This is a genomic window from Methyloglobulus sp. (genome assembly GCF_040079455.1).
Taxonomy (GTDB): Bacteria; Pseudomonadota; Gammaproteobacteria; order Methylococcales; family Methylomonadaceae; genus Methyloglobulus.
Map to the genome: position 1 here is coordinate 1 of NZ_JBEBKJ010000124.1, position 6267 is coordinate 6267.

7 protein-coding genes are annotated in these 6267 nt (G+C 46.9%); 6 read left to right on the forward strand and 1 reads right to left on the reverse strand.

Features of this window, described 5'->3' with window-relative positions:
- The 5 genes from ABL924_RS17355 to ABL924_RS17375 form a co-directional block, all read left to right on the forward strand.
- Positions 1–346: hypothetical protein (locus tag ABL924_RS17355; protein ID WP_349028355.1), on the forward strand; the 346-nt coding region annotated here is incomplete at its 5' end.
- 19 nt (positions 347–365) lie between these two features.
- Complete coding sequence (locus ABL924_RS17360) at positions 366–767, forward strand: hypothetical protein (RefSeq protein ID WP_349028356.1); 402 nt, start codon at positions 366–368, stop codon at positions 765–767.
- A 4-nt stretch (positions 768–771) separates the two neighbouring features.
- The gene (locus ABL924_RS17365; RefSeq protein ID WP_349028357.1) at positions 772–1536 is read left to right on the forward strand and encodes a cobalamin biosynthesis protein; all 765 of its coding nucleotides are present in this window, start codon (positions 772–774) and stop codon (positions 1534–1536) included.
- Positions 1521–3059: a precorrin-3B C(17)-methyltransferase gene (gene cobJ / locus ABL924_RS17370; protein ID WP_349028358.1), complete on the forward strand. Its 1539-nt coding sequence runs from the start codon at positions 1521–1523 to the stop codon at positions 3057–3059. Before ABL924_RS17365 ends, cobJ begins: the two co-directional genes overlap by 16 nt.
- On the forward strand, positions 3056–4171 hold the full coding sequence (locus tag ABL924_RS17375) for a GTP-binding protein (protein WP_349028359.1): 1116 nt from the start codon (positions 3056–3058) through the stop codon (positions 4169–4171). The genes cobJ and ABL924_RS17375 overlap by 4 nt, the downstream gene beginning before the upstream one ends.
- A gap of 82 nt (positions 4172–4253) precedes the next feature.
- Here ABL924_RS17375 and ABL924_RS17380 read toward each other — a convergent pair whose 3' ends face one another.
- Entirely contained in the window at positions 4254–5306 is a 1053-nt protein-coding gene (locus tag ABL924_RS17380; protein WP_349028360.1) for an asparaginase domain-containing protein, read from the reverse strand.
- Between the two features lie 61 nt (positions 5307–5367).
- Between ABL924_RS17380 and ABL924_RS17385 the strand changes: the two genes are divergently transcribed.
- Entirely contained in the window at positions 5368–5865 is a 498-nt protein-coding gene (locus ABL924_RS17385; protein ID WP_349028361.1) for a dihydrofolate reductase, read from the forward strand.
- The last annotated feature ends 402 nt before the right edge of the window (positions 5866–6267 follow it).

Sequence of the window (6267 nt, forward strand, 5' to 3'; positions counted from 1 at the left end):
ACCCGCCTCAATTCCTTTATGTGTCGCCAAATGCTTTAAAAGCAAGTCGTTTTACCAAAAATTTAAATTTTTTTGGTTGTTTAGTGCTTTCATTTTTACGTCGCTGACGACAGCACTTACTGGCATTATGATTCCATCTGCCGATTCCGCGATAATTAATTTTGAGTTAGTTTTGTTTGTAATTTGTCCCAGCCGGACGGGGCATGTTGCCCCGTTCGTAGGGTTTCAACGTGGCACAAAACCCCATCCATCCGCAAAAGATCAACAACGGCATCGTCGGCAAAATGTGAGTAACGGGGTAACATACCCCGTCACGCGTTCGTCGTGCAAAGGTCTCAAAATATAAACTTTGTACTCTGCTCATTATGTTACTAACGGCTTCCGCTCAGGCGGCGGTTAACCCTGCACTGCCGCAAATTCGGGAATTTCTGCAGATCAATGTTTTTAAAGCTTCTGTCATCCATGAGTTTGGTCATATAATCGGTATGTCACATGAACAAAACAGAAGTGATGACCCTTACTCAATTTTAAAAACATGCTCTTATAATGATTTTGATCGAACTCCTTTCGGAACCACTGTGATAGGAAATATCAAAATCTCCGCTCAGGCGGCGGTTAACCCGCCTGTTAGTGCAACGCCGAAGGCGAAGGCTTTTTATCGGGATGACCAAATTTGGCCCACGACAAATATTCCGGTGTGTTGGGAAAATTTATCCTTGCGTGAATTTGAGCGTGTTGAGGCATTACGCCTAGATAACTGGCTTTAACGCAATGCTAGGTATTTGGTTAGTCAGACCAGACAGCGAAACACTTGCCGACATTTTACAAACGCAATTGGGCGGCACGCTGTATAAACCTTGGCTGAATCCATCTGTGTCACAAAAAGATCAATTCGCCCATGCTTACCGCTTGCATAGCCAGTGGATTATGATAGCCGCCAGCGGTATCGCGGTGCGTTTTCTGGATGGCTTAACGCACGATAAACACCATGATCCAGCAGTGGTGGTGCTGGATGAAGCAGGGCGATTTGCGGTGTCGTTGCTGGCAGGGCATGAAGGCGGGGCAAATCAACTGGCGTATCGGGTGGCGAATGCGGTCGGTGCTGTGCCGGTGATTACCACGGCGACTGAGGCTTTAAAACCTTTGGTGGTGGGCATCGGTTGTCGTAAAGACGTACCTGTTGAACGCATAACTGCCGCTATTCAACAGGCATTAGGACATCGACACATCAACGAAATACGCGAACTGGTCACGATAGACTTAAAAGCTAACGAGCCTGGCTTGCTGGCATTTTGCGAACAACAGACTATCCCGTTGCGGGTGTTATCCCGCGAAACTGTTGCTGCACGGGCGTGGGTTACACAGCCATCGGATTGGGTACAACAAAACGTGGGTTTGCCAGGTGTGTGTGAGCCCTGCGCCTTGATTGCCAGTCCGCGCGGTCGGTTAATCGTACCGAAATTGACATTAAACGGCGTTGCAGTGGCGATAGTCGAAGATCATTATGGAATAGAAAAAACATGGCAGGTGTATTAAATTTAGTGTCGGTAGGCCCAGGCTTTGCCGATTTAATTGTGCCACGCGCAGAAGCGGCGTTAAAAAATAGCGATGTCATTGTCGCTTATGAATTGTACTTACGCTGGATTGAGCCTTGGCTTACGGGTAAGGAAATCCACACACCGCCGTTAACTCAAGAACGTGAACGCGCTTTGCTGGCAATTGAAAAAGCCCGTAGCGGAGCAAAAGTGGCGTTAATCTCCAGCGGAGATATTGGCATTTACGCGATGGCAGCGCTGGCGTTTGATGAAATGCGCGAAGATGATGATTATGAGATCAACGTTATCCCCGGCATTACGTCGGCGAATGCCTGTGCATCACTGCTCGGTTCACCGCTGTCACACGATTTTGCCACACTGAGCTTATCGGATTTACTTTGTCCGTGGGATTGGATTGAACAACGCGGCAGACACATTGCTCAAGCGGATCTGGCTTGCGTGTTATACAACGTGCAGAGCGCGGGTCGTTCGCAAGGCGTGTATCGCATTCTTAATATCATGCTGGAGTCCAAATCACCGAAAACATTGTGTGGTGTGGTGCGTAATGCGTATCGTCCCGACCAGTCTGTGAGCATTCATTTATTGGAAGACCTGCCGTCCTTACAGTTTGATATGCTCACCACGATTGTGATCGGCAATCGCTTTACCCAGCGTAAACGCGGCTTTATCTTTACGCCACGCGGCTACAATGCGTGGGAAACACCACAAGAAGAATCGTTTAAGCAAGATTTACCCCAGCACGCCTTCTGGATTTTTTCCGGTACTAGCGATGGTAATGCGCTAGCGAATCATTTAGCCCTGCAAGGTTATCCGGTGGTCATCTCCACCGCCACGGAATACGGCGGTGATGTCGCCGTGCAGCATTGCCCCGGCGTATCAGTTTGGGCAGGACAGCAAGGTGTTGAAGCGCGTAAACAGGCGTTGCAGCAGTATCAGGCGCGGGGATTAATCGACGCAACCCACCCTTATGCTAGTTTGATGTCCGAGCAATTGATGAGTTTGTCGCAAAGTTTGGGTATTCCGTATCTTCGCTACGAACGCGCCAGCACTTATTCTGCCGATTCTGCCCAGTTATGTAACTCCTCCCAACAAGCGGCTGAACAAGCGATTGCCTTGGGTAAGCGTATCTTTCTCTCAACCGGCTCTAAAGATTTAGCCACCTTCCTGAAAGCCCCCGATGCTGAGCAATGCGAATGGTTTGTACGCGTGACACCGGAGCCGGAATTCATACAACGCGCCATTGATTTGGGTGTGCCACGCAGCCATATTTGCGCTATGCAAGGGCTGTTCTCTCAGGCATTTAATGAAGCTTTATGGCGTGATTGGGCGATTGATTGCGTGGTCAGTAAAGACTCCGGAGATGCGGGTGGCTATCAAGCAAAGGTTGCCGCAACGCAAGTGCTCGCTATTCCGTTATTGGTTATTGAACGCCCAAAACTGAACTACCCAGTGATGTTGTCCACTTTCGATGACGTATTACAACACGCACAAACATGGCAATGAACGCATTAATCCCCGTTACCATCGTCACCGGCTTTTTGGGTTCGGGCAAAACGACGTTGCTTAGTAGCCTGATTAAGCATAAGCAAGATCGGCGGCTGGCTTTGTTAATCAATGAGTTTGGTGAAGTTGCCATTGATGGGGCATTGATCCGTGATGAGTTGGCGCACAGCCCGCACGTCCAGATTCACGATTTTCCGCACGGCCTGATTGCTTACAGTGATGACGAACAGTTTATTCCTACTTTACAAGCCATCGCCGAACGCCGCGCACAAGTCGATCATGTGTTGATTGAAACCTCTGGTTTGGCTTTGCCGACCGCGATTATGGAACTCTTGCAAACGCCGGAACTGGCTGAAAGCTTCATTCTGGACGCAACATTAGCCGTGGTCGATACGCCGTTATTACTCGCCGATGAATTCGAGGGCAATCAAACGCAACCCAGTCCGCAAGAGGCTGTCGCCAGCTTGTTTGAGCAGCAACTTGAATACGCCGATGTGGTGGTGTTGAACAAAATCGACTTGCTGGATGAAGAGGCTTTACTACGTGCTGAAACGCGCATCCGTGAACGAGCACCTAATGTACGTTTTCTTGAGTTGGCGTATCGAGCAAAACTGGATATTCGATTGGCTTTAGGTTTGCGGCTACATCAATCGACTTTAGTAACGCAACAGCACCGTTTTACGCCGCTGGCTTCTATGCCTAATGCCAATACGGGTGTATTGGATAATCAACGCTTGGTTGACGGTCACGCGCATTCCGGTCTCGCTAACCACAACCACGGCTTGGCAACGCACAAACATTTTCATGAACAAGACCCCGGCTGGTTGTCGTTCGTGCTACGCAGCCAAGACAAACAAAAGCCAGACGTGCTAAAAATAGCACTCACAGAAGTTGCCAAGGCAGAACCTGTGTTACGCATCAAAGGTTTTATCCCTACCGATCATTCAGAAAATGCGATACTCGTGCAAGGTGTGCGTACCCGCATAGTGATTAGCCGAACGGCTGCCAAAACATCAGTGCAAAATGCTGAGGTCGTGTTTATTGGTTATCATCTTAATCGTAACAAGGTGGCGATGCGGTTGTCCGAATTGACTGCAACCCAATGGCAGTAAAATCAACTTTATGGGAATCTTGCTAATCAAAAAAACTTTTCAGAACTGTTGTCATTTCCTTATTAAGCCCTCACACGAGGGGCTACACATGCTCACAAGCAATATCTCTATCAATAAAGCCACTTATTTGCTTTTTTTCAGAAAAGTTTCCGTAAGCTAGCATTAACTTGACGTAAGCGGCTTCAATCGACATATTCCAGATCATTTCTGCGCCGTGTTCGATCAGTTCACGGGTACTCTGGTAGGCGTTTTCTGATTTGATAGCTGGGGCGAGGTAAATGGGAATACCGCGTTCACCACAGCGTTTAACAAACTCAAGTAAGGAGTGGTTTTTGCCCCATTGTTCAGTGGCGCAGGCGGTGCCTGAATGGTACAAGTCGTGCAGGACTGCATCGACAGAATCCAGTTTAAAATGGCAATAGTCCAATCCTGGATAAGGTTTTACCATCAGGATACGGTTCGAGAATTGCGGTTTTAACGGCATAATATCGCCAGAAGCAAGACTTGCCTGATGTTGTTTATCTACGTTGCTCGATTGAGTGACAAACGTATTAACTGATGTAAAATGTTGCCCGTCAAATTGCATAAAGCTGTTGTTTTGGACACTATAAAAATCACCAGTTAACTGCAAAGAACAAGTGAGCCGTGAACCTTGGTGAATTTGCATGGTTTGCCCAGTATTACGATAAGGCACGAAAACACCCAAAGCAACACATTGCCTTATAAACGCTGCCGCACAAATAAAGTTAGCTAGGCCATTACCGTGAGGATTGTCCAAGGGATAATCACTTGAAACCAGCAAGACAGGAATCGTGCTGGCATGAAAGTAAAAGCTGAGTGCCGCAGCGGTATACGCCAAGGTATCCGTGCCGTGAGTGACAATAATACCGTCATACTTGTTCGGCTGAGTGGATTCGATAGCTGCAATCATTATCTTCCAAGCAGCAGGGCCGAGATTTTCGCTTAAAATCTGGATTGGTTGCAAAGTGTCAAAATGAACGGATTGATGGTCGTGATATTGCTGCTCAAATAGTTGCAGCAATTTGAACGGTGCGCTGCTGGAAGTATTAATGGTTCCGTCAGTCGCCGTGGAACCAATCGTGCCGCCAGTGAACACAAGCAGAATATGTTTCATAGTATGATGTGACTTTGCAATTAATGTCCGTCAAGCATAACAAAGCCACTTATCCATTTAAATGAAAATATCACTCATAGTCGCGATGTCGAATAACCAAGCCATCGGTCTTGATGGTCAAATGCCCTGGCATTTATCCGCCGATCTTAAACGATTCAAAAAAATTACCATGGGTTACCCCATCTTGATGGGCAGAAAAACCTTTGAATCCATCGGTCGGCCTTTACCAGGTCGTACCAATGTGGTTGTCAGCAGAAACCCCACTTACAAGCCAGAAGGCTGCGTTGTAGTTGACAATGTGGAGGCTGCTATTGCCCACGCTTGCCAATTGGCCGATGAGGTTTTTGTAGTTGGCGGTTCTATACTGTATGCAGCGACACTACCGATTGCTGACACCTTGTACATAACCCAAATCAACCAGACTTTTGATGGCGATACATTTTTCCCCGATTTTGACCGAACTCAATGGACTGAAGTGGAACGTGAAGATGTAGCAGTTGATCCTAATGTTAGCTTTACGTATAGTTTTTTGAAGTTACAAAAAACGGCTAAAAAGTAATACCAATCCCAATAAATTCTCATTGTTACCACCTCCAAAGGGCATAAATATCTACACAAGTATCTGCCCCTTCTCCCTTGAGAGAGAAGGTCGGGATGAGGGGATTTAAATAACAACTTTTTGGGATTGGTATAACTGATAGTTCGGTTAAGTTCGATTTTCCATCCCCTGCGTGTAATGTTCTACGATTGGAAGTCGGACTATAGAAATGAACCTTGTCTTATTCGGAATTTTCTTAACTAAGCAAATAAAATCATTGAACATTTACCCAAAAGCCATTATGCTTCGCGCAGTGTAGTTGAGGGGTTAGGGGCATTTTGGCTTATTGAAACCTATTGACTAAACTACGCACGATTATTTCTTCCAAAATAATACCTAGGGCATCAGAAGATGGTGGATGAA

Coding starts and splice junctions, on each gene's coding strand:
- ABL924_RS17360 (WP_349028356.1), top strand. CDS start 366: ATGTTACTAACGGCTTCCGCTCAGGCGGCGGTTAACCCTGCACTGCCG.
- ABL924_RS17365 (WP_349028357.1), top strand. CDS start 772: ATGCTAGGTATTTGGTTAGTCAGACCAGACAGCGAAACACTTGCCGAC.
- cobJ (WP_349028358.1), top strand. CDS start 1,521: ATGGCAGGTGTATTAAATTTAGTGTCGGTAGGCCCAGGCTTTGCCGAT.
- ABL924_RS17375 (WP_349028359.1), top strand. CDS start 3,056: ATGAACGCATTAATCCCCGTTACCATCGTCACCGGCTTTTTGGGTTCG.
- ABL924_RS17380 (WP_349028360.1), bottom strand. CDS start 5,306: ATGAAACATATTCTGCTTGTGTTCACTGGCGGCACGATTGGTTCCACG.
- ABL924_RS17385 (WP_349028361.1), top strand. CDS start 5,368: ATGAAAATATCACTCATAGTCGCGATGTCGAATAACCAAGCCATCGGT.